This window comes from Anaerobacillus sp. 1_MG-2023, assembly GCF_030547345.1.
Taxonomy (GTDB): Bacteria; Bacillota; Bacilli; order Bacillales; family Guptibacillaceae; genus Guptibacillus; species Guptibacillus hwajinpoensis_B.
On sequence record NZ_JAUORD010000003.1, the window covers coordinates 339,911 to 362,425 of the forward strand.

16 protein-coding genes are annotated in these 22,515 nt (G+C 40.3%); 15 read left to right on the forward strand and 1 reads right to left on the reverse strand.

Going from position 1 to position 22,515, the window contains the following annotated elements; all coding sequences use genetic code 11:
* Positions 1-11: 11 nt before the first annotated feature.
* A complete protein-coding gene (locus Q4550_RS08145; protein ID WP_303531586.1) occupies positions 12-2,255 on the reverse strand; it encodes a hypothetical protein in 2,244 nt (747 codons plus the stop codon).
* A 258-nt stretch (positions 2,256-2,513) separates the two neighbouring features.
* On the opposite strand from Q4550_RS08145, the gene cydD reads away from it, so the two are divergent.
* The 15 genes from cydD to Q4550_RS08220 all read left to right on the forward strand — a co-directional run bounded on the left by cydD (position 2,514) and on the right by Q4550_RS08220 (position 22,469).
* Positions 2,514-4,247: a thiol reductant ABC exporter subunit CydD gene (gene cydD / locus Q4550_RS08150; protein WP_308809526.1), complete on the forward strand. Its 1,734-nt coding sequence runs from the start codon at positions 2,514-2,516 to the stop codon at positions 4,245-4,247.
* Positions 4,244-5,953 (forward strand): thiol reductant ABC exporter subunit CydC, encoded by a 1,710-nt coding sequence (gene cydC / locus Q4550_RS08155; protein WP_303531589.1) that lies wholly within the window; start codon positions 4,244-4,246, stop codon positions 5,951-5,953. Before cydD ends, cydC begins: the two co-directional genes overlap by 4 nt.
* Before the next feature lie 160 nt (positions 5,954-6,113).
* The gene (locus Q4550_RS08160) at positions 6,114-6,416 is read left to right on the forward strand and encodes a hypothetical protein (RefSeq protein WP_303531591.1); all 303 of its coding nucleotides are present in this window, start codon (positions 6,114-6,116) and stop codon (positions 6,414-6,416) included.
* An 86-nt stretch (positions 6,417-6,502) separates the two neighbouring features.
* On the forward strand, positions 6,503-8,647 hold the full coding sequence (locus tag Q4550_RS08165) for a DNA topoisomerase III (protein ID WP_303531593.1): 2,145 nt from the start codon (positions 6,503-6,505) through the stop codon (positions 8,645-8,647).
* Positions 8,648-8,854: 207 nt separating this feature from the next.
* Complete coding sequence (gene argC / locus Q4550_RS08170) at positions 8,855-9,892, forward strand: N-acetyl-gamma-glutamyl-phosphate reductase (RefSeq protein WP_303531595.1); 1,038 nt, start codon at positions 8,855-8,857, stop codon at positions 9,890-9,892.
* A 27-nt stretch (positions 9,893-9,919) separates the two neighbouring features.
* Positions 9,920-11,152: a bifunctional glutamate N-acetyltransferase/amino-acid acetyltransferase ArgJ gene (gene argJ / locus Q4550_RS08175; protein ID WP_303531597.1), complete on the forward strand. Its 1,233-nt coding sequence runs from the start codon at positions 9,920-9,922 to the stop codon at positions 11,150-11,152.
* Entirely contained in the window at positions 11,115-11,948 is an 834-nt protein-coding gene (gene argB / locus Q4550_RS08180) for an acetylglutamate kinase (RefSeq protein ID WP_303531599.1), read from the forward strand. The genes argJ and argB overlap by 38 nt, the downstream gene beginning before the upstream one ends.
* Positions 11,939-13,105, forward strand: coding sequence for an acetylornithine transaminase (locus Q4550_RS08185; protein WP_303531601.1), 1,167 nt, complete (start codon positions 11,939-11,941; stop codon positions 13,103-13,105). Before argB ends, Q4550_RS08185 begins: the two co-directional genes overlap by 10 nt.
* A 2-nt stretch (positions 13,106-13,107) precedes the next feature.
* The gene (locus Q4550_RS08190) at positions 13,108-14,181 is read left to right on the forward strand and encodes a carbamoyl phosphate synthase small subunit (protein WP_303531602.1); all 1,074 of its coding nucleotides are present in this window, start codon (positions 13,108-13,110) and stop codon (positions 14,179-14,181) included.
* Positions 14,168-17,368, forward strand: coding sequence for a carbamoyl-phosphate synthase (glutamine-hydrolyzing) large subunit (carB, locus tag Q4550_RS08195; protein WP_303531604.1), 3,201 nt, complete (start codon positions 14,168-14,170; stop codon positions 17,366-17,368). The genes Q4550_RS08190 and carB overlap by 14 nt, the downstream gene beginning before the upstream one ends.
* 4 nt (positions 17,369-17,372) lie before the next feature.
* Complete coding sequence (gene argF, locus Q4550_RS08200) at positions 17,373-18,341, forward strand: ornithine carbamoyltransferase (protein WP_303531605.1); 969 nt, start codon at positions 17,373-17,375, stop codon at positions 18,339-18,341.
* 70 nt (positions 18,342-18,411) lie between these two features.
* The gene (locus Q4550_RS08205; protein WP_283152123.1) at positions 18,412-19,623 is read left to right on the forward strand and encodes an argininosuccinate synthase; all 1,212 of its coding nucleotides are present in this window, start codon (positions 18,412-18,414) and stop codon (positions 19,621-19,623) included.
* A gap of 12 nt (positions 19,624-19,635) precedes the next feature.
* Entirely contained in the window at positions 19,636-21,018 is a 1,383-nt protein-coding gene (gene argH / locus Q4550_RS08210; RefSeq protein WP_303531610.1) for an argininosuccinate lyase, read from the forward strand.
* 321 nt (positions 21,019-21,339) lie between these two features.
* Positions 21,340-21,477, forward strand: coding sequence for a hypothetical protein (locus tag Q4550_RS08215; protein ID WP_194221627.1), 138 nt, complete (start codon positions 21,340-21,342; stop codon positions 21,475-21,477).
* A gap of 122 nt (positions 21,478-21,599) precedes the next feature.
* Positions 21,600-22,469: a patatin-like phospholipase family protein gene (locus Q4550_RS08220; protein ID WP_303531616.1), complete on the forward strand. Its 870-nt coding sequence runs from the start codon at positions 21,600-21,602 to the stop codon at positions 22,467-22,469.
* Positions 22,470-22,515: the final 46 nt, after the last annotated feature.

Consider the following 22,515-nt stretch of genomic DNA (forward strand, 5'->3'; position numbering starts at 1 on the left):
GCCTTTTTTAGTTAATCACCTTGATTGACACCTATTTGGTCAATATAGACTTTTCCTTTCTCTGATTCATTAAATTCAAATGTAAGAGCATTCATCTTCTTCGGATTAAAGGCATCGTTTGCTTCTAAGAATTGCTGCATCGGGATATTAAAGGTTTGGAGAACCGGTTCAGTAGGTTCACCATAACGTCCTTCTTCGAAGTATTTTGTTTTTGTGTGTAGAATAGGAAGAACACCTTGCAACTGCATGACGTCACTCAGCTTAACACTAGCGGACGCTCCGTTATCTGAACTAGCCGTGATTGTGAAATCAACAGGTTGCTGGTCAGATGGATTTGAAAGGTTTGCTGCTGTGAATGTTAATGAACTGTTCATTGTATAAGCAAATGGATCCTGAAGGGCTTTCTTGAAATTTAATTTGTACGTGCCGTTCTTTGAATAGGAATGATCCCATTTCAAAAAGACCCCATGAGTACCTCTTTCTTTATCGCGTCGAAATTCAAGCTCTCCTTCATACCATTGCAGCAAGCTATTAGCCTCTATGGTGATATAAGGAGAAGTTGTTGTTGTGACATCAACGTCCTCCTCAAAAGTGCTATAGATATGATACGAAGGATCTTCGTATTTACTTATGTATGTTGTATCAGGTAGCCATTCGAGAGCATAGCGATAATCCTCAAACATCGGTTGATAAGACTCATTTTGATGAAGCGTCGCTTCAAGAAATCCAGCAACATATGTGCGGGCTATTTGTCGTTGTTCAGTGCCTTTAAGAAGAGGCTCTTTATTTAATAAAAGCGTGAAAGGGAAATACGTATCGTTTTCTCCCCACGTTGTGTTAAATTGTCCGTGATTGGCGCGATCAATATAAAGGGCTGCTTTCATAGCTTCTTTTCTGCCAGTTAAATCAATCCCATTATACTGTCGGTCGCCTTCGAATTCCGATAAATCACTATCATAAGAACCTTGAAGCAATAAATAATTGACATCATCCACTTCGATTTTTCGATCTGAAAGTGTTTGATAATCCGTCGGTGCAAGTGCGATAACAGATTCAATATTATAATGGAAATCAAAAGTCATGTTCCCGTTATTTGGATAACGATCAAGGTCATTGAATTTTGCTGCTAAAATGGCAGCTTGACCACCGCGAGAATGACCTATTAAAGCAATTTGATCCATATTCACTTTATTGAATAATGGATTATCTTTTTGAGACGATAATTTCTCCATTTCTTCAATATGTTTAAGCAGTAACCAGGCGCGTCCATTAATGTCTCCTGCGAGGCCTCCAGACCATGATGAATTGAAGAAGTTCTCATCTACTGATACTGTTAAAAAGCCACGACTAGCGAGTAACTCTCCTAAATAATTGTAGCCTTCATCTGAGAAGTCCTCCATCTTATGGTTTCCATGGACAATAAGGACAAGGGGGAAAGACCCTTGTCCTTTGGGCACCCATACACGTCCATTTAGTGGCACATTGGTGTCTTTAAAGCCCCAGAACCACTCACGTTCTTTGGACCATTCTCCAATCATACTTGAAGCGTTAACTGATATCGTTTGAATATCAACTTGCTCTCCAAATTCAGGACGTTGCTTATCCTTACCACTTCCATATGTATAAGTAGTTACATCAAATGAGCCGTATTCTGAAGGGTTATCACTAACAGGTGAGAGCGGCTCTACATTAATAGAGAGACGATCATTCATCAAACCAGGTGTGAATAACCAGTATGAAAAAGCAGACGTTGCTAAAATACCAAACAGTAGCATGATCATAGACATTGGCTTTTTGATCCCTTTAGAAAGAGGGTATCCGAACATGGCGCCAAGGATGATACCGACTGCAATTAAAAGATAGGAGAGCGGAAGGATGTTCTCTAATTGACGAAATTGATCTAATGTATAAATGGTTATAGCAAGCGAGATTCCAATACTTGCAATGAGAAGAGAGGGTAATCTTTTGAAATGCTCTACGAACCATGTACCAATCTTAACGGTGAGTAGTGTACTGACAACTGCTATTAATAGGAAAAGAATAATGTCCATTATTTGACCCAGTCCAGTATGAAAATCAAACCCAATCGAAAAGATTAGCAGCATTGTCATAAAAAGAGCGCCGTAAGAAGCTCCTTTCCACATGGTTTTAAAGAAGGATTGTAATGGTTGAGTAAAAGAAATCAATAAATGCTTTAATTTATTTCGTTTGTGTGTATTTTTACGCGTTTTTTCAAATTCAGGTTCGTGTTCCACGCTAATCCTCCATTTCTTATCCTGCTGATTTCATTATAGCAAATAGGAAATGAGGAAGAATGCTAAATCTAAGAATGCCTCAATTGAATAAGTAGTGGCTCGATGACTCTAGCACAGATTTCGTTCATTTAATTGTAAAAAATGATCGCTGCATAGTATTTGCTTCTCCTTTGTATAAGTCGTACAATAGGAATTAAGAATTAATGTGAAATATTTCACAAACGTATGTTTGTTGTGAAACTAAAGGTGGGGGATTAGGTGAAGAACGAACTTAAAGCGTATGCTTCAGGTTTTAAAATCACACACTTGTTCATGATTTTAGGTGCTCTTATTATTGGCGCATCCATTATTGTACAGGCTTTTCTTACAGTAGAAATAGTGAATCGGGTATTTATTGAGAGACTAGCATATTCAGAAATTTCACCGTATCTCATTGGCTTACTGATTGTCATGGCGCTACGCCCTTGCGTATCTTATTTAATGGGAAAAGCAGGCGTAAATATGGCCACTATTGTGAAACAAAGAATAAGAGAAGCGCTTTTGAATAAATTTTCTCGAGACGCACTTTTAACGTCTTACCAGGGTAAATCTGGACAGAAAGTGAGCGTTTTACTAGATGCTGTGGATGAGATTGATTCCTATTATAGTCAATACATTCCACAAGTGTTTAAAACGGCGGTTATTCCTTTTTTTATTCTAATCGCAGTTTCAACTCAGCATATTGAAACAGGGCTAATAATGATCGTGACGGCTCCATTCATTCCACTCTTTTATATTATTATCGGCATTCGTACTCAGAAAAAATCCGAGGAGAAGCTAGAGCAAATGACCGTTTTTTCTGGTCGTTTTCTTGATACAATTCAGGGTTTGACTACGTTAAACTTGTTTCGTCAATCGAAGAAATATCGCTCGATAATGGAAGAAAGTAGCTTGAATTATCGAGATGCAACGCTCGAAGTTCTTAAGGTTGCGTTTGTCTCATCCCTTATGCTTGAGCTTATTTCAATGTTAAGCATTGGGATTATCGCTCTTGAGATTGGTCTTCGTCTCATTGTGTTTAATAGCATGTCTTTTGCTACAGCCTTTTTCCTTCTCATGCTTGCTCCTGAGTTCTATCTTTCCCTAAAGGAACTAGGCAGTGCTTTTCATACTGGTAGAGGTAGCATGAGTGCAATGAAAAAGGTAAGTGAAGAACTTCATCGTGAAAGTGACGAAATGAAATGGGGAGATCGATTACTTGAAACGAAGGAGAGGCCACCACTGTTAGCGTTTAAGAACGTTTCCTATCGCTATCAGGAGAGTGGATTTGGATTATCCTCTATTGATCTAACTATTAAACCTTATAGCAATACGGCCGTGATTGGTCGGAGTGGATCTGGAAAATCGACGCTTTTGAATTTGCTTGGTGGATTGCTTCCACCTCAAGAAGGTGTTATTACCGCCGACGAAATTCCCCTAACAAGTTTAGATGAAGAAAGCTGGTTTTCAAAGATAAGCTTTATATCACAAAACCCGTATTTGTTTACTGGAACGATCGCTGAAAATATCGCGATTGGATCAAAAAGTACGGATAAAATACAAATAGAAGCGGCGGCTGAGAAAGCTGGTATTTCCTCGTTTATTGCTTCTCTTGAAAATGGTTATGAGACGGTTATTGGTGAGTCCGGAAGAGGGATATCCGGAGGAGAGAAGCAGAGAATTGCGCTTGCTCGAGCATTTATAAAACAACCAGAGGTTATTTTATTTGATGAACCAACAACGGGACTTGATTTATATACAGAGAAAGTTCTTCACACTTCGATCAAAGAGCTATCAAAAAACGCAACAATGATTACTGTAGCACACCGTATCCATACAATACGAAATGCCGATCATATTATACTACTTGATAAAGGAAACTTGATCGCGGAAGGAACCGATGAATCGCTTTATGCTTCAAGTGAGTTGTATCGTGATATGGTTGATACGCAGAAGGGGGAGGTCACATTATGAGAGAGCTAGCATTTGTATGGCGTGAGATGCTGACAGAGAAACGGGATATCCTCCTCTCGATATTATTTGGTTTTATTGCGGGAATCACAGCTGTTGTCTTGTTTGCTTCTAGCGGCTATTTAATTTCGAAGGCAGCCTTATCGTTACCTGTGTTTGCATTAGCGATTTTAACAGCTGTTGTGAAATTTTTTGGACTTGCACGCGCAGCTGGACGCTACTTTGAAAGGATATATTCTCATCGCGCGACGTTTTCCATTTTAAGCAACATGCGCGTCTCATTTTATAAAAAGCTTGAGCCAATAGCGGCAGGGTTGTCACAGCGATATCGCAGTGGAGATCTGCTAGGTAGAATTGTAGGAGATATTGATCGACTGCAGCATTTTTACCTTCGCGTTTTTTATCCACCTATTGTTTTTATTCTCATATTCCTTGTTACGATTTGGTTTACGCTATTCTATTCTTTCGAAATTGCACTTCTAATGTTACTTGGAGTGATTTTTACAGGGATTGTGATTCCGGGTTACTTTGCGTGGAGTATTCGAAAAAAGGATCGAAAGGTTCGTTCAAGTAGAGGAGAATTTGCTGCTGATTCAGCTGAGTTTTTCGCTGGTTATCGTGATTTGAAAATCATGAGTGAGGTTGAAGGAAAGAAAAGCGATCTTAGAACAAAATCCAACGACTATGGGATTGCTCAAAGCAAAGAAGGAAAAGAAGAAGTGCTTCATCAAGCTGTTAATTCATTTGTTTCTTTATTTGTAACCTGGAGTGTTATTGGGGTCGGTTCATATCTTGTTACAACGGGAGAACTAGATGGCGTGTTTCTTGCCATGCTTGTCCTGATCTCTTTAACGTCCTTTGAGAACGCAGTGCCATTGGCTATCATGCCTGCTTATTTGCAAGATAGCATAGTAGCTTCGAAAAGACTGTCATCTGTAGAAGGGAAGCCATGGGTGGAAGAGAAAGAAGAGGTGGATCTTCCGAAAGAGAAAGCTTATTCTCTGTCGGCAAGAAATGTCACTTTTTCTTATCCAAATGAAATACGAAAGTCATTAACTAATGTAACGGTTCATATTCCAGCAGGAGGAAAAACGGCTATTGTTGGACCAAGTGGTTCTGGAAAATCGACTCTTTTACAACTTTTCTTAAAGTTCTTTGAGGGAAGTGGCACATTAGAGATGAATGATCGTTCCATTCAATCGCTTTCCGAAGAGAATATCTGGAGCGAGACGAATGTCGTCCTGCAACAAAATCATTTCTTTTCAGGTACGATTCGTGATAATTTGCTCCTAGCCGGAGAGTCATTATCCGATGAAAAGTTAATGAAAAGTCTTCAAGCTGTCCAGCTAGAACACTTTTCTCTCGATTATAGCGTGCACGAAAAAGGATCGAACCTTTCTGGTGGCGAGCAACAGCGCCTCGCTATCGCTCGTTCCTTCTTAAAAGGTAAACGAGTCTGGTTATTAGATGAACCGACTTCCTCAGTCGACCTTCTTACTGAAAGGTCAATTCTCAAGCATCTTTTTGAAAAAGCGAAAGAGGATACACTTCTATTGGTCAGTCATCGGTTAAACAATCTTGAACAAATGGATCAAATTATCGTAATGGATTCAGGTCAAATCGTAGAAAGTGGTACGTATAAAGAATTGATGAAAATGAAGGGCTATTTCTATCAAATGAGAGAAATAGAGAAAAGTGTCCTTCTTTAATATTGATGGAGTCTCATCTTCCAATCGCTTACTGAAAAGAAAATAGCGATTGGAAGTTTTTTTGTTGACTTTTTTAATGAACATTTTTGATTTGTGGATCAATAGAGAATCGTCTTTGGAACTAATGCTATGACAAAAAGAAGGGAGAAGTCTTCTTTATATGGAATTTTATAGGGATGATCTAAAAAGGAGGGGATTTGTTGTTAAACAACGTGAGTGTGTAACCGTGAAAGTACCTAATATGAAACAAGCGCTAGCCTTTTGTACGAAAGTTTTGGATTTCGAGTTAACAAAAGAGGATGGCCCTAAAATTGTAAGCCTTGTTCATGAAAACATACCAATTGTCTTAGAAGAGAAAGCGGTTCAAACTGATAGTAAAAACGTGCTACTCGGAATTCCATCTTCTAGCATTCTTCAGGATCATTTTGATCCAAGCGCCTTAGCGATAGTTGAATATAGTTAGGATAGATAAAACACCTACTACCATATACGATCACATGTACGATATACTAATAGCTAGCGTATTTTTTTGAGAGAGGAATGTTACCTTTGGCAGCTGTTTGTATTATCGCCGAAAAGCCAGATCAGGGAACGCGTCTTGCCGCCCCTTATCCAACCGAAAAAAAACAAGGATATCTCTATATTAAACCTAATCCTGATTTTCCTGATGGAGCCTATATGACTTGGGCTGTTGGACACTTGTGTGAACTCGTTCCACCTGAAACATACGAATCTTCATGGAAGAAGTGGTCTCTTCAAACCCTTCCGATGATTCCGACACAATTTCAATATCAGGTAACGAAAGGAAAATGGAAACAGTTTAATGTCATTAAAGAACTCGTTAACAAAAAAGAAGTCGGATCTATTATTCACGCGGGTGATGCTGGGAGAGAGGGTGAACTCATCGTCCGTACGATTTTGAATCAGGCTCGTTGCAAGAAACCAATGAAGCGACTTTGGATTTCTTCATTAACAGAACGTGCAGTAAAAGAAGGATTTCAATCACTGTTAGAAGAAACAGAAACGCGTAATCTTTATTTCGAGGCTTATGCAAGATCTTGTGCAGATTGGGTCGTAGGAATTAACGCCTCACGCGTGTATACACTTCTTTTTAAACAAAAAGGGTTACAGGATGTTTTTTCTGCAGGAAGGGTTCAAACGCCTACGCTAGCATTAGTCGTTCAACGAGAGAAAGAGATTGCGAACTTTAATTCAGAGCCTTTTTGGGAAGTGAAGGGTACATTTGATTACAATGGAAAAATGATTGTTGGAAAATGGATTAAAGAAGATCAAACGAGACTTGAGTCGCCCGAAATGGCCCAAGCCATTGCTCAATTTTGTGAAAATAAGGACTGTTTAGCGAGTGAGGTTAAGAAAGAACGGAAGCAGTACAAAGCTCCCTTCTTGTATCAACTATCATCTCTTCAGTCTACTGCCAACAAGCGTTATAAATTTTCACCAAAAAAAACATTGGATATTGCTCAGAAGCTTTACACAAAGGGGAACATTTCTTATCCAAGAAGTGATTCTAGCTTTGTCACCAAGGATGAAGCAGCAGAATTCCCTTCGATTTTATCAAAGCTTCAGAAGCAGCGAGCTTATCAAGAGTATTTTCCACTAAAACGTGACTCGCTCTTAACGGACAAGCGATTTGTGAATGCTGCGAAAGTAAGTGATCACTACGCGATCATTCCAACAGAACAGGTGCCAAACCTGGATAAATTATCAGGTGATGAAGCTAAAATATATGATTTAATCGCACGAAGTTTACTAGCGGCGCACGAAGAGGCATCGATTGTCGATTATACAACTGTGCTCACCCTCGTTGATAATAGAGCCCTATTCCAATCAAAAGGACAGGTGCGAATTCAGGAAGGATGGCAACGAATTATCCCATCGAGTCAGAAGGATGAAGAGTTACCACCTATTGAAAAGAACGAACAAGGTAAAGTTGTATCTGTAGAAGTAACAGAAGGCAAAACACAGCCGCCAAAACGATTTACTGAAGGACAGCTTATTACAATGATGAAGACGGCCGGGAAGCATCTAGATGATGAATCTCTTGAGAAGATCTTGAAAGACACAGAAGGACTTGGGACTGAAGCGACTAGAGCGGGAATCATCACAATGCTCAAAGATCGCAAATACATCGATGTTGTAAAAAACCAGGTATTTGCAACGGAAAAAGGCATGTTATTGATCGATTCGATCGGAAATGCCGTTCTTTCAAGTCCTGAAATGACAGCGAAATGGGAGCAGCGGCTAAAACAAATTGGAAGTGGCGAGGCATCTCCACAAGCGTTCATGGAGTCTGTGAAGAAACTTGCAGCAAAGCTAACTTCCGATGCAGTTGAATCTTCTGCATCATGGGATTTAAAAGATATTAAGATAGAAGCACAGCCATCCAAAAAATCACTAGGAAAAAAGATTGGCACATGCCCACTTTGCGGTTCTTACGTACTGGATAAGGGGAAATTATTTGGGTGTAGTAGTTATGCTAAAACCAGTTGCCCGTTTACAATCTCCAAACGAATTCTTGGGAAACCTATTTCGCAAACCAACGCTAAAAAAATTCTAACTGAAGGAAAATCCAATGTAATCAAAGGATTGAAAAGTAAAAAAGGGACGTTTGATGCCGCGCTTGTATGGAGCCCAGATGAGAAAAAACTAACATTTGAATTTGAAAAGAAGTAACTTAAAGCATGCCTTTCATAGGGGCATGCTTTTTTTGAACTCATATTCTCACCTGACAAACTCTTTATCAGGATGGTAACCAAGTTGTGCTTGTTAATACGTTATAACAAATTCATAAATTTGAAAAAAATAATAAAAAAACTGTTGTATATATATACTTAAATATGTATAATCATTCAATAAGCAATGAAAGAGGGAGTGGAAATAGTGAAAGCAAGTATAGTCGGTGCTAGCGGATATAGCGGTCTAGAATTAATTCGCTTATTGCTTAGTCACCCTGAAGTAGAAATTAATACAATTGTATCTCCATCTAACGCAGGAACAAATGTCCATGAGGTTTTCCCACATCTCACGAATATACAAGTAAGTCAGTTTGAAGCGCTTGATGCAGAGAAGCTTGCTTCCGAGTCAGATGTTATTTTCTTCGCAACACCAGCTGGCGTGAGCAGTCAATCTGTGCCTTTACTGCTAAATACGGGTGTTCCAATGATCGATTTATCCGGAGACTTCCGATTAAAGAGTGGAGATTTATACGAAAAGTGGTATAACCATTCATCTCCACCAGAAGGAGCTTTAACAGAAGCGGTATATGGATTATCGGAATACTATTCAGAAGACATTAAATCCGCAAACTTAATTGCCAATCCTGGATGCTATCCGACGGCAACGCTACTAGGTATTCTTCCAATCATTCAAAAAGGATGGGCTGATCTATCGTCTTTAATCATAGATGGAAAGTCGGGCCTTTCAGGTGCAGGACGTAAAACGAGTCTTACAGCCCATTACTCTGAAGTTAATGAAAATGTATCAGCATATAAACTTGGAAAACATCAGCATATCCCTGAAATAGAACAAGTCATTTCGAATCAAATCGGTGAAAATGTAAATGTATCATTCTCTACTCACCTCGTCCCGCTTACAAGAGGGATGATGTGCAGCATGTATGTCAATCTATCTCATGATCGATCCGAAGCAGAAGTGATTGATCTTTACCAATCAATCTATGAAGATCATCCTTTTATTCGCGTGATGCCTGAAGGGAAATGGCCCTCCACAAAAGGCGTTTCCGGTTCTAACTACTGTGATATTGGTCTTTCTGTAGATTCGAGAACAAATCGCTTAACGATTATCTCGGTGATTGACAATTTGATGAAAGGTGCTGCTGGTCAAGCGGTACAAAATATGAATCTACGATTTGGTTATCCTGAGACAACAGGTCTTAGTTTATCTCCAGTATTTCCATAAATCTACTAAACGAAAGGGTTGAAGGCTTTGGCAACATCGACTGTAAGTGAGGAACTTTTTTCAATCGTAAAAGATGGCACAGTTACTTCTCCTAAAGGATTTGAAGCTGGTGGGTTTCATGCAGGTTTAAAACGAAAGCGTAAAGATCTTGGCTGGATTAAATCCGTTGTACCAGCGAATGCTGCAGGGGTGTTTACAATGAATACTTTCCAGGCACCGCCATTAAAAGTAACAAAAGAAAGTTTAGTAGATGGGAAACTTCAAGGCCTGATCGTTAATTCGGGAAACGCCAATGCGTTTACAGGAAAGAAAGGCATTGAGGACGCATATGAAATGCGTAAACAATTCGCAACTGTGATGGGGCTGAAAGACACGGAAACGGCTGTTACTTCGACCGGGGTTATTGGGGAGTATTTGCCTATGGAAGCCATTATCAAAGGGATTCATCACATTCCAAACTATACAGAAAAAACGAGTGGCACCGATTTTGCTGAAGCGATTGTTACGACAGATACAATGACAAAACAGGTAGCCGTAACATGTCAGATTGATGGAAAAGACATCACCATTGGTGGTGCTGCAAAGGGATCAGGAATGATCAAGCCAAACATGGCCACGATGCTGGCTTTTGTCACGACCGATGCAGAAGTAGAAAATAACGCTCTTCAGTCCGCATTAAGCTCTGTGACTGACACGACTTATAACATGATCACAGTTGACGGTGAAACGAGTACAAATGATATGGTCCTTCTTCTAGCAAATGGTCAGGCGGAGAATGAAGCGTTATCAGAAAGTCATCCTGAGTGGCAAACGTTCTTAAGTTCACTAGAGTATGTTTGTCAACAGTTAGCGAAATTGATCGCTAAAGATGGCGAAGGGGCTACAAAACTCGTTGAAGTTCACGTAAAAGGTGCTCAAACAGAAACCGGTGCGAAAGCCATTGCCAAATCTGTTGTAGGTTCTAGTTTAGTAAAAACAGCCATATATGGAACCGATGCAAACTGGGGACGTATTGTATGTGCCATTGGGTACAGTGGTGAATCTGTTCAAGAAGATTCTCTTTCCATATCACTTGGACCCATTAAAGTAGTGGATTATGGTATAACAGCGGAATTTAGTGAGGAAGAAGCAAAAACCTATTTAGAAAACGAGAACATTCATATCTATATTGATTTGCATAACGGAAATGAAGAAGCAACGGCATGGGGGTGTGACCTTTCTTATGACTATGTCAGAATCAATGCCTCCTACAGAACATAATCAAAAATATTTTGTTATTAAATGTGGTGGAAGTATATTAGATCAGCTTCAAGACTCATTTTACCTTGACCTAGTAGCTATGAAAAAACAAGGATATCATCCGGTACTCGTTCATGGTGGAGGCCCTGAAATCTCTAGGATGCTTGATAAACTATCAATTCAGACAACATTTGTCGATGGACTACGTGTCACAACAGATGAGATGGTCGATACAGTTGAAATGGTATTGAGCGGTAAGGTGAATAAACAGCTCGTGCGGAAGATCCACCATGCAGGAGCGAAAGCCATTGGCATTAGTGGCGTAGACGGCAAGCTGTTTACATGCAAACAGTCTAATGAATCACTCGGCCGTGTTGGGGAAGTCATCCATGTAGATAAGTCACTAATTGAACAACTCTCTCAAGCTGGGTACATACCTATTATCTCACCAATCAGTACGGATGAATCTTTCGAACCTCTTAATATTAATGGGGATGAAGCCGCGTCAGCTGTCGCTCAGGCGCTGCATGCAGATATTTGTCTCGTTAGCGATACGCCGGGTGTGTATGAAGAAATTGATGGACAAAAAGTTATTTTCAGAACGCTAGATGAGCCAAAAATAACAAGTTTAATCGAAAAAGGCACGATTATTGGTGGTATGATCCCTAAAGTGAAAGGAGCGATTGCCGCTCTTTCGGATAAAGTCTCCTCGGTTATTATTGTTGATGGTCGAGAAGAGAATGCCCTGCTAAAAGCAGTCGCACATGAACCTGTTGGAACGCGAATTGTTCGAAAGGAGTCTTTAGAATGTCACTAACTGAAACGTCACAAAAAAGCATCATGCAAACATATAATCGACTTCCGATTACTGCCGTTAAAGGTGAAGGAAGCTTCCTATATAGTGAAGACGGAACAAAATATCTTGATTTTACTTCCGGAATTGCCACATGTAATCTTGGTCATCAACCAGAAGCGATCAAAAAAGCTGTATCAGATCAGTTAAATCTCCTCTGGCATTGCTCGAATTTATACCATATCCCAAAACAGCAGGAACTCGCTGACGTGTTAACAGCGGAAAGCTGTTTTGACCAGGTGTTCTTCTGTAATAGTGGTACGGAAGCGAATGAAGCAGCGATTAAGCTCGTTCGAAAGTGGAGCGGTAAAGAAACAATTGCAACGTTCACGAAGTCCTTCCATGGAAGAACGCTAGGTTCCCTTTCCGCTACAGCTCAACCAAACCTTCAAGATGGATTTGGCTCCATGCTTTCTGGTTTTGAATACTTTCCTTACAACGATTTTGATCGTTTATCAGAAATCGAGGAACGAAAACCAGCAGCCGTCATGTTAGAGCTCGTCCAGGGAGAAGGAGGCGTTCGTCCAGCAGATCAGGAGTGGATTTCGGAGCTTGTGTCGATTTGTAGAACGAACAATATTCTTATCGTCGTTGATGAAGTTCAAACCGGGATGGGCCGAACCGGAACGTTATTTGCTCATGAGCAATATGGTTTTGAACCAGATATTATGACGCTTGCAAAAGGGTTAGGTTCAGGATTCCCGATTGGTGCGATGCTTGCGAAGGAAAGCGTAGCCTCAACATTTGGTCCAGGAACTCACGGAAGTACATTTGGGGGAAATCCACTTGCTTCTGCCGCTGCAACTGCGACGGTAAAAGAGATCGTTTCTTTACTTCAAAACGCAAAAGAAATGGGAGACATGTTTATAAATAAATTAAAAAGTTTGTCGCAGCAGCACAATTCCATTAATGAAGTGAGGGGACTAGGTTTACTTCTAGGAATTGAAGTGGAGGATGCCGCGCCTTTTGTTAGTAAGCTTAGAGAAAAAGACGTGCTTGTTTTAAGTGCAGGACCTAACGTCATTCGCATTCTTCCACCTCTTAATGTGAGTACGAAGGAAGTAGAGCAATTTTTGGAGAAGCTAACCGACGTATTTAAGTCAGCTGAAGGGGAGGATTAGGCATGAAAAAGGGCTATCTTGTATTAGAAAACGGAGCAGTATTTGAAGGCGATCTAATAGGAGCTTTAGAAGCTTCTGGTGAAGTTGTTTTCAATACAAGCATGACTGGTTATCAAGAGATTGTATCGGATCCTTCTTATGCCGGGCAAATCATCGTCTTCTGTTACCCACAAATCGGTAACTATGGAATAAATAATCTTGATAGTGAAAGTGAACACCTTCATCTTCATGGTGTGGTTACAGGAGAGCAGTGTGAGGAACCTAGTCATTATTTAGCAACAGGGTCTTTCTCAAAAGGTCTATTACAGAATGAAATTCCTTCTTTAACTGGTGTAGACACACGAGCCCTAGTTAAAATGCTACGGGATTATGGAACAATGAAAGGACAGATAACGGCTGAACTTCCAAATAACAGCTTTGAATGGAAATCAGAGAAATCTTTTGTTCCACATGTATCTGTAAAAGAAAAAACACATTATCCAAGTGAGGGACCACATATCGTGCTAATGGACTACGGGTATAAGAAATCAATTCTTACGTCCCTTCAATCTCTTGGTTGTGCTGTAACAATTATGCCATTTAATACAACTTTTGAGGAAGTTGTTGACCTACAACCAGACGGAGTGGTGTTAAGTAATGGTCCTGGAGATCCTGAAGCATTATCTGCAACTTTTGAGACGATCCGGCTTATTAGTGAAAAATATCCAACATTCGGGATTTGTCTTGGTCATCAGCTTCTCGCTCTTGCACACGGGGCTTCCACTCGAAAGCTAACATTTGGACATCGTGGGTCGAATCACCCGGTGAAGCATTTGGAGACGGGGAAAGTTTTTATCACCTCCCAAAACCATGGTTATGAAGTCGTACAGGAGACCTTAGAAGATACAGGGTTTGCGCTTACTTTTGTTAATTTAAATGATGGAACCGTTGAAGGATTAAAACATCACCATTACAACATTCAATCGGTTCAATTCCATCCAGAAGCACACGCGGGACCTTCAGATACAGCCTTTTTGTTCGACGCATTTATGAACCAGATTACGAGAACAGGAGACCAGCACTATGCCTTTACGTAAAGAGTTAAAAAAAGTTGTCATTTTAGGATCTGGCCCTATTGTCATTGGTCAGGCAGCGGAATTTGATTATGCAGGTACACAGGCGTGCTTGGCGCTAAAAGAAGAGGGGATTGAGGTTGTTTTAATAAATAGCAATCCAGCCACCATTATGACTGATTCATCAATCGCGGATCATGTTTATATGGAACCAATGACGCTTCCTTATGTAGAGGAAATACTCAAAAAAGAAAAGCCTGATGGCATCATCGGGACACTTGGCGGCCAAACAGGTTTAAATCTTGTCGTAGAGCTTTACGAAAAAGGGATTCTAGAAAAATTGAATGTGGAACTTCTTGGCACCTCTGTTGAATCCATTCAAAATGGAGAAGACCGTGAGAAGTTTAGACAGCTAATGCTTGATATTGGCGAACCAGTACCTGAGTCGAAAATTGCCGTGACAAGGGAAGAGGCGTTAACATTCGCTCGAGAAATTGGCTATCCGATCATGGTTCGCCCAGCCTATACAATGGGTGGTGAAGGCGGTGGATTTGCAGCTGATGATAACGCCTTGCTTGAAATTGTTGATCGCGGCCTTTCCTTAAGTCCTATTCACCAGGTACTCATTGAAAAAAGTATGCTTGGTTGGAAAGAAATCGAATATGAAGTGATGCGTGACGAAAACGATACGTGCATGATCGTATGTAACATGGAAAATATGGATCCTGTTGGAATTCATACAGGGGATTCGATTGTTGTTGCACCCTCTCAGACGCTGAATGATTACCAATACCAGATGCTACGAAACGTTTCGTTAAAAGTGATTCGTGCCATTGATGTTATTGGTGGTTGTAATATTCAAATTGGATTAAACCCTGAATCAAACGATTATTACATCATTGAGGTGAATCCGCGGGTAAGTCGTTCGTCTGCATTAGCTTCTAAAGCTACTGGCTATCCGATTGCACGTATGGCTGCAAAATGTGCCATTGGCTTTACATTAGATGAGCTTCCAAATCCGATTACAGGTAATACTTATGCAGCATTCGAACCTGCCCTTGATTATTTAGTTGTCAAAATACCGAGATTCCCATTTGATAAGTTTCCTGAAGGTGATCGCGTACTTGGAACACAGATGAAAGCAACAGGAGAAGTGATGTCAATTGATCGAAGTTTTGAAGGTGCTTTAAACAAAGCTGTTCGATCTCTTGAGAGTGGTCATCAATCATTAACAGGCTTATATGAAGAGGTAAGTCAAGAATATTTAAATGATCAGCTAATGACGCCAACAGATGAAAGACTTTTTTTAATTAGTGAAGCTTTTCGAAGAGGTTATTCTGTAGAGGACATTAAATCACTTACAGCCATTGATAGCTGGTTTCTTCATAAGGTGAAGCGAATTGTGGAAGCGGAAGTAAAGATAATGAATCAAACCGATCTTTCTGAAGAATTGCTAATTCATGTTAAGCAATTAAACGTTAGTGATGCCTACATTTCGAAAGCAACTGGAAAAACGATCGATTCGATCATGAGTATGAGTAAAGAAGCTGGCATTCTGAGGGGAATGAAGCAAGTTGATACGTGTGCGGGTGAGTTTGAAGCAATCACGCCTTATTTCTACTCTACGTATTTAGGGAGCGATGAGATGGCGCAGATCAGTGAGCCAGGCATCCTCGTTCTTGGTTCAGGGCCCATTCGAATCGGGCAAGGTGTGGAGTTTGACTATTGCTCCGTTCACGCGACACAGGCAGTGAAGAAGTTAGGCTATCGTGCGATTGTTATGAATAATAACCCAGAAACGGTTAGTACAGATTATAGCGTTGCAGATCGTCTTTACTTTGAGCCGCTCTCACTTGAAGATGTCCTTGCGGTTATTGAGAAGGAACATATTATAGGAGTGGCCGTACAATTTGGTGGTCAAACAGCTGTTAATTTAGCGGAAGAGTTGCACGAGCGCGGAGTTCCAATCCTCGGTACACCTGTTGAGAACATTAATAAAGTCGAGGACCGTGATCAATTTTATCAATTGTTGGATTCTCTTTCGATTCCTTATATAGAAGGGAAAATGGCTTACAAGCCAAATGAAATGGAGGATCTAGCCGCAGAGTTAGGGTTCCCGATCATTGTAAGACCTTCCTATGTGATAGGCGGACAAAACATGTTTATCTTCCGTCATATGGATGAACTGAAACGGTATACACAAAAATTAGAGAGCAGTTCAAAGAAAATGTGGCCATTCCTTCTCGACCGCTTTGTGGAAGGAATTGAATGTGAAGTCGATGTGATTTGCGATGGAGAATCAATCGCCATTCCTGGCATTATGGAGCACCTTGAACGAGCGGGCGTTCATTCTGGAGATAGCACAGCGATTTATCCACCTGTATCTATTACAGAAGAGCAGAAAGAAACGATTACGATGTATTCTGAAAAGCTCTCTCAAGCGCTCGAATGTCGAGGGTTAATGAATATTCAATTTGTCATCGATCAAGGCATCATTTATGTTCTTGAAATTAATCCAAGATCTTCGAGAACTGTACCCGTTATCAGTAAAGTAACGAACATTCCAATGGTTGAATGGGCGATTAAAGCTCAATTGCAAAGTAACTCATTAGAAGCAACGGGTTTATTAGAAGAAAAACCTTATTACACGGTAAAGTTTCCTATCTTCTCAAATGGAAAGTTAAAAAACGTTGACCATGTTCTTGGACCAGAGATGAAGTCTACAGGAGAAGTCCTTGCTATGGCAAAAACATCGGAAGAAGCATTAAGAAAAGCGATTGTATCTACGTGGGATCCGAATAAGCTACCTTCTTCTATACTATGTTCAATTAGTGAAGAGCATAAAGAAGCTGCATGTGATGTACTAATGAAGCTTAAAGAAAAAGGTGTTGCAATCTACGCAACATCTGGAACAGCCAAATTGTTAAATGATAAAGGTATCCAATCAATCGTGATAAAAAAAGATTTAAATGAAATTGAGGCGCTAATGAAAGAAGAGCTAAGCGCAGTTGTATCGATTCCGACAATCGGCAGAGAAAAAGAACGTTCTGGATTTCAAATGCGTGCACTCGCCACACGATATAAAATTCCATGTTTTACACATCTTGACACGCTTCAGTTATTGGTCTTAGAAGGATCCAAGACACTTGAAGTCAACAGTCTAGAGCATTGGCACCAAATGAAAGAAACTCCAATCGGGCAGGAAGGATGATTTAATGATGCAGTCGGTAAAAACGCAAAATGAAATCGCAGAAGGAATGAAGGGGAAAGATTTTCTAACGATCGCTGAACTTAGCAGTGAGGAGATTCATTATCTTTTGCAAGAAGCTGAAAAGTTGAAAAAACTTCAAAAGGAAGGGATCCCTCATGAAGAATTAAAAGGAAAGGTGCTTGGGATGATCTTCGAAAAGTCATCAACAAGAACCCGTGTATCATTTGAAGTAGCGATGCTTCAGCTTGGCGGGCATGCTTTGTTTCTTAGTTCGAAAGACATCCAGCTTGGAAGAGGCGAGACTGTTGAAGACACCGCTAATGTGCTAGCAGGGTACCTTGACGGAGTAATGATTCGAACGTTTGGCCATGAGACGATTGAACGTTTTGCGAAAGCTTCTTCCGTTCCTGTTATTAACGGATTAACAGATACACATCATCCAGCACAAATTCTTGCTGATTTACTAACGATTATCGAGCATAAAGGTCATTTAAGTGGATTGAAAGCAGCTTATTTTGGAGATGGAAACAATGTGGCTCATTCACTTATTGAAGGGGCAGCGAAAGTGGGCATGAATTTCACGATCGCCTGTCCAGCAGGGTATGAACCAGATGAAGCGATCGTAGCGAAAGCGAACGAAGTAGCGAAAACAAATGGTTCGGTCATTGAAGTAACCGCTGATCCCCTTGCAGCTGCTAAGGATGCGGATGTTTTGATTACCGATGTTTGGGCGAGTATGGGGCAAGAAGACGAGCAAGCTGAACGTGAGGGAGTTTTCGAACCTTATCAGGTGAATGAGGAGTTATGCATAAACGCTGATGAAAATTACATCTTTATGCATTGTCTTCCAGCGCATAGAGGAGAAGAGGTTACAGCGGAAATTATCGACGGTTCTCATTCAGTTGTATACCAGGAAGCAGAGAATCGTCTGCACGCGCAAAAAGCACTTTTGAAACTTTTATTAAAAAGTTAAATTTTTTTCGTGCATTTTGAATAAATATACGTTATCATATATATTAATACAAAGATAAGGAGTGGATGACATGGCAAAAGAGAAAATCATTCTTGCTTATTCCGGAGGTCTTGATACCTCCATTTCGATAAAATGGTTAGAAGAAAAATATGGATACGAGGTTATTGCCCTTGGACTTGATGTAGGTGAAGGGAAAGATCTAGAGACGATCAAGGAAAAGGCACTGAATGTGGGTGCCTCAAAAGCTTATATGATTGAAGCGAAAGAACTTCTTGCTGAGAACTATCTTTTACCCGCATTAAAAGCAAATGCATTATATGAAGGGAAATACCCGCTATCCTCAGCACTGTCACGTCCCCTCATTTCAAAGCTTCTCGTTGAAGCGGCTGAACGTGAAGGAGCTACGGCAGTGGCACATGGATGTACAGGAAAAGGAAATGATCAGGTTCGCTTTGAAGTATCGATTCAAGCGTTGAATCCGGACTTGAAAGTGATCGCTCCTGTTCGTGAATGGGGAATGACGCGTGATGAACAGATTGCTTACGCACAAGAAAAAGGGATCCCGGTTCCTGTTAAACTTGATAATCCATTTTCAATTGATGCCAACATTTGGGGACGTGCATGTGAAGCTGGAGTACTTGAAGATCCGTGGGCTGAGGCTCCAGAAGCCGCATTCGATTGGACAGCACCAATTCACCTAACACCTGATGAGCCGGAATACATTGAAATTGATTTTGTAGAAGGCTGCCCAACAGCACTTAATGGCCAAAAGATGGGGTTAGTTGATCTTATTGAGAAGTTAAATGAAATTGGCGGCGTCCACGGTATTGGACGTATTGATCATATTGAAAATCGTCTCGTTGGGATTAAATCAAGAGAAGTATATGAAAATCCAGGCGCGCTCATTTTGATTAACGCTCATAAAGAACTAGAATTTCTAACACATACTCGCGAAGTATCACAGTTCAAAACGACGATTGATCAGCAACTTTCAAAACTGATCTATGATGGTTTATGGTATTCACCACTTCGTCAGGCGCTTGAAGGGTTCATTAACGAAACCCAAAAAGTAGTAAGTGGTAAGATACGTCTTAAATTACACAAAGGGTCAAACACAGTAGTTGGACGTAAATCAGAGAACTCTCTCTATAACGAACAACTTGCAACATACCTTAAAGGTGATCTCTTTGATCATGACGCTGCAGTTGGATTCATTAAACTATGGGGATTACCTACAAAAGTGAATGCGGAAGTTCATAAGAAACAAAAAGTAACTCAATAAGGAGATGTTAGTGTGTCTAAGCTATGGGGTGGACGCTTTACGAAAGAAACGAATAAGCTTGTAGAAGAATATACAGCTTCGATCCAGTATGATAAAGAACTAGCAGAAGAAGATATCGAAGGCAGTCTGGCCCATGTTCAGATGCTTAGTGAATGCGGTGTGATTAGTTCCACTGACATGGAAGAAATCAAGCGAGGCTTACATGTGGTTCTTGAGAACATTCAGAATGGAACGTTTGAATACGATGTATCTCAAGAAGACATTCATATGAATATTGAAAAAGCACTTATTGATGAAATAGGACCTGTCGGAGGAAAGCTGCATACCGGTAGAAGCCGTAATGACCAAGTTGCAACGGATATGCATATGTACCTTATTAAAAAGGTTAACCATTTTATTTCACACATCGAAGAGGTTCAGCAGGCGATTCTAAGCCAGGCTGAATCTCATGTTGAAACTGTTTTACCAGGTTATACACATTTGCAGCGTGCTCAACCTGTATCATTTGCCCATCATATGCTCGCGTATTTCTGGATGTTTGAACGTGATAAGGAAAGATTTCAAGACAGCTTAAAGAGAACGAGTATGTTACCGCTTGGTGCAGGCGCACTAGCTGGAACAACCTTTCCGATTGATCGCCATCGCACGGCAGAACTGTTAGGTTTTGACGCCGTTTATCCGAATAGCATGGACGCAGTTAGTGATCGTGACTTTATTGTTGAGTTTCTTTCAAATGCTTCCATGCTTATGATGCATATGTCCCGTTTGTCGGAAGAAATGGTGATCTGGAGCAGTCAGGAATTTCAATTTATTGAACTAGACGATTCTTTCTGTACGGGATCGAGTATTATGCCCCAGAAAAAGAATCCGGATGTTCCTGAACTTCTTCGTGCGAAAACAGGTCGAGTGTATGGAAATTTGTTTAGCTTGTTAACGGTATTGAAGGGACTACCACTTGCTTATAACAAAGACATGCAAGAAGATAAGGAAGGCATGTTTGATACAGCTAAGACGCTTGATGGCGCTCTTCAACTTTTGGCGCCTATGATTGAAACAATGAAAGTACAGACAGAAAACATGAAGCAAGCCGTTAATGAAGATTATTCTAATGCAACCGATATTGCGGATTACCTTGTTAACAAAGGAATGACGTTCCGTGAGTCGCATGAAGTCATTGGAAAGATTGTTCTTTATGGTATCGAAAGAAAGAAATATTTACTTGATCTTACGATGGAAGAATTTAAATCATTTAGCCCTTTATTTGAAGAAGATGTTTTTGAAGTGCTTAAGCCTGCTAATGTGATGAACGCAAGAAAAAGCTATGGAGGTACGTCACCAGAGCAAATCGCGATTCAGATTAGTTTAGCTCATCAGCATGTGAAAGAGAATGCATAAAGGGCCCTATCCGAAAGGATAAGACCCTCATGAAGAAGGAAGTTATTAGCGTTTGCTAAACAAGCGATGGGGTAGAACGGTAGTTGTCTTTTGGAGACACCTCTTTCTAATGAAAGTTGTCAGAGCCTTGTTTTACCAACAGAGTAGTTCAACGCGACCATCTCCTTAAAAGCTTCCGTTTTCCTTATGCACTTTTGTTCTTCCCTCTTCACTAATTATCATGGCCGCTTTCATCTGCTTCTATACATGCCCATTCAAACTTTTTTCGGATACTTTTTTTCCGTAAGTGGGAGAATACGAAGAGGTGAAAGGAGGGGTAAGATGGGCCGAGGAAAGGCATTTGATCATAAGAAAAAAGGAATGGAACGTGAACGACCGAAAACAGCAGATCAAACAAAGTTCCCTCACGAAGCATCAACAGGGCATAAAACAATTCAGAATGAAGAACGCGAAGAATAAAGTAAGCTTCCTGCAATGGCAGGGAGCTTTTTACTATTGACGAGAAACTAAGCTTGCTTTCTTGAGGTTCATTTCCAACTCCAGTAAAATTAAATATAGATGATTGAAAAGGGGACTTTTAAATGAATTCAGTAGGTCTTGTACTAGAAGGCGGAGGGATGAGAGGCGTTTATACGGCAGGCGTTTTAGAGTATATGATGGAGCACGAGTTGTATTTTCCTTATGTGATTGGCGTATCTGCTGGTGCATGTAATGCAGCTTCATACCTCTCAAGGCAAAATGGAAGGAACCGCACAGTACTTATTGATTATGTGAATCATCCCGAATACATTTCATACAAGAATTTATTCCGTAAAAAACAGCTGTTTGGTATGGATTTAATCTTTAATGAAATTCCTTCTACTCATGTGCCGTTCGATTTTGATGCATTTCAGAATGCTACTGAGCAATTTGTTATTGGCACAACAGATATCTCTACCGGGAAACCTTATTATTTTAATAAGAAAGATGATGGTGAACAGATTCTTTCGATTCTAAGAGCATCGAGCTCATTACCATTCATGGCCCCGCCCGTTCAAATTAATAATCGTTTTCATCTGGATGGCGGTATTACAGATCCGATCCCAGTTCAAAAATCGGAAGTCGATGGCAATAAAAGTCATGTAGTCGTTTTGACCCGCAATGAAGGATATCGAAAGCAGAAATCAAAGTTATCATGGATGATTCAACGTCTTTATCGGAAAAATCCTGCGCTCGCACAAGCCATTACAAAGCGATATATTCATTACAATCAAACACTTGATCATATAGAAGCAAATCGGGAGAATTATTTTATCATTCAACCTTCAACACCTCTTGAAGTAGCACGGATAGAAAAGTCACAGCTTCGTCTCACGACTTTATACAATCAAGGATATGAAGAGATGAAAAGGCATCATAAAGAACTAGAAGCTTGGCTTGAAAAGAGGGAGTTAGCGAAAGAAACTGTTTGAATGTGTGATCATATGTTTAAGAATATAGTTAACTTGGGAACAGTTC